Raw genomic sequence first — 2,009 nt, 5'->3', positions numbered from 1 at the left:
CGGCTGCCACACCGAGGATTTCCCGTCGGGGGCTAGATATATGCTTCCGGAGCATATACTTTCCGGAAACCTACAGGTCAATCCGTGAAAATCCGCGATTCCGGACACACTTTTTGACCCTTAACCCAGATTGCACGCGTGGGGATTGAGGGTGTGAATCCCACTGTCGTGGGTTTGATGAGGTAGTCGATGTTGCGGAAGCTTTGGCATCGGCGTGCGTTGTGCTCCGTACGTTGTTTCAAAAACGGGTTTCATCAAACGGAACAAAACCTGGGACACTTCATATCCCACCCCAGGCCTAATGACTTGGGTGCAGCGGCAACGCTCATCCGATTTAGGCAGAGTCGTTGCAGGATCCAGTGGGTCACCTGGTCCGTGGTCTTTGAATTGTCGGGCGCGCAGGCAAGGCCAGCACGGAAGATCTTCTGCAAGCAACGCTTGTTGGTGCACCGGTAGCGTGGAAGGCGCACATGAAGTTGTTGGGTGGCCGACGATGGGCAGATCGACCAGGCTGCGGATGACGTGGTCGCGGAATACTCCAGGCTGCCCGCAGGTAGGGCATTCATTGATCGGCTCGACGGGTTCGGCTTCAATAACAGTGACGTCACCGTTTTCTGTGGCACCGGTGATAGTAGTTCCTAGTTTTGCGGTGCGGCAGATGGTATCGACGATGACATTTCCGTTAGGCTGCACAGTAGGTCCTTAGTTTTGTACGGATGGATTAGATACCTTTTTCCTACAAAGCCAAGGACCCCAATATCTTGTGCCACGCCCGAACCCCCGGCGAACTAATCAATGCACTCTAAAACCGGAAGAGCCCTTTTAGTACTACTGGTGGATTTCGGTTTTGGTGGGGATTAACGCCGCCGGCTTCGGTTTTTCCGTTGAGGAGGTCGTTGACTACTTCCCGATGGTGAAATGGGTCGATGGTGAGGTAGAGAGGAACCAGTCACCTGGAAGAGATCGATCCAGTCGTTGGTGTGCAATCTGGGAGGTAGGGTCGCGGGGTCGATTCCTCGCGAGCGCAACCATGATTGTGTTTCTGAACGTGATGAAAACAACCCTGCCCTTCGGAGAATTTCCCCTATCCCGCGTCCCCGGGCAGTGAAAACGGTGTGCACCATCGCCTGAAAGGCTTTGCGCTGCTCTATCGGAATCTTCGGGTCACCCACCCGGCGGATCACTAAGATCCCCCCGTCAACGTTTGGCTGTGGCCGGAAAGCAGGCCTTGGTACCCGAGAACCCAGGTGAAATGTGAACCATGGGGACCACTGAGCCGTCATCATCGTGCTTGCGCCTACCCCGGCCCGGCGGCGAGCGACTTCCCACTGCATGAGGAGTACAGCGTCAGTCCATGCTGGCGCATGCAGCAACTTTCGAAGAATGGCAGTGGTGAGGTGAAAGGGAATGTTTCCCACAATGACGCAGGGAGTGGCGGGTAACCGGAAGTTAAGGAAATCATCATGGACCACTTCGACCGCCGCCGAGGAGGTTTCTTGTGTGATTTTGGCAGCTAGTTTTGCGTCCACTTCAACTGCCGTTATCGCCCTCCCCAAGTGGGCCATCGGGTGAGTGAGGGCACCGCTTCCTGGTCCGATCTCAATGATGGGGCCGGAGGTTTGTTTCACAAGGTCGATGATGGAGTTGATGATCTTGTGGTTGGTGAGAAAATTTTGGCCATGCTCGTGACGGCCGTGTCCGTATGCAGACATCAGGTGTGCTCCTTGGATTTGAAAGGGAGCCGGGCATGACAAATAGCCGCCCGGCTAAAGGACCGGAGCGGTTTTTAACCTACGGGGTAGGAAACCGCCTTAGCGGTTGGTGCGCAACCGCAAGAAAGCGGTACCTGAAATCAACATGGGTCTAATTATATCCATTTAAAGGGTTAAGGGTCAAAATGTGTGTCTGGCTCGGCGTGTCGCGGGGGTTAGATTTGGCCTTTTTGAATGCCGATTGAGTGGGTGTAGTCGGTGTCGATAGCGTTGTCGTAGAGGGCTGGGCGTCCTGTT

The 2,009-nt window shown here is 54.8% G+C and carries 2 protein-coding genes and 1 pseudogene; all 3 read right to left on the bottom strand.

Annotated features, from left to right (window positions below; translation table 11 throughout):
* Positions 1 to 275: 275 nt before the first annotated feature.
* Positions 276 to 693: pseudogene (locus tag L6966_RS11880) on the bottom strand (transposase family protein); the annotation flags it as partial.
* 164 nt (positions 694 to 857) lie between these two features.
* Positions 858 to 1,712: a 23S ribosomal RNA methyltransferase Erm gene (erm, locus tag L6966_RS11875; protein WP_016459102.1), complete on the bottom strand. Its 855-nt coding sequence runs from the start codon at positions 1,710 to 1,712 to the stop codon at positions 858 to 860.
* A gap of 99 nt (positions 1,713 to 1,811) precedes the next feature.
* A complete protein-coding gene (locus L6966_RS12300; protein ID WP_011116968.1) occupies positions 1,812 to 1,859 on the bottom strand; it encodes an erythromycin resistance leader peptide in 48 nt (15 codons plus the stop codon).
* Positions 1,860 to 2,009: the final 150 nt, after the last annotated feature.

Source organism: Rothia nasisuis (assembly GCF_928381405.1).
GTDB classification, from domain to species: Bacteria; Actinomycetota; Actinomycetes; order Actinomycetales; family Micrococcaceae; genus Rothia; species Rothia nasisuis.
This window is presented reverse-complemented; position numbering and strand designations above follow the sequence as displayed.

What these genes read in the sequence shown, in the direction of transcription:
- erm (WP_016459102.1), bottom strand. Translation starts at nt 1,712, where the DNA reads ATGTCTGCATACGGACACGGCCGTCACGAGCATGGCCAAAATTTTCTC.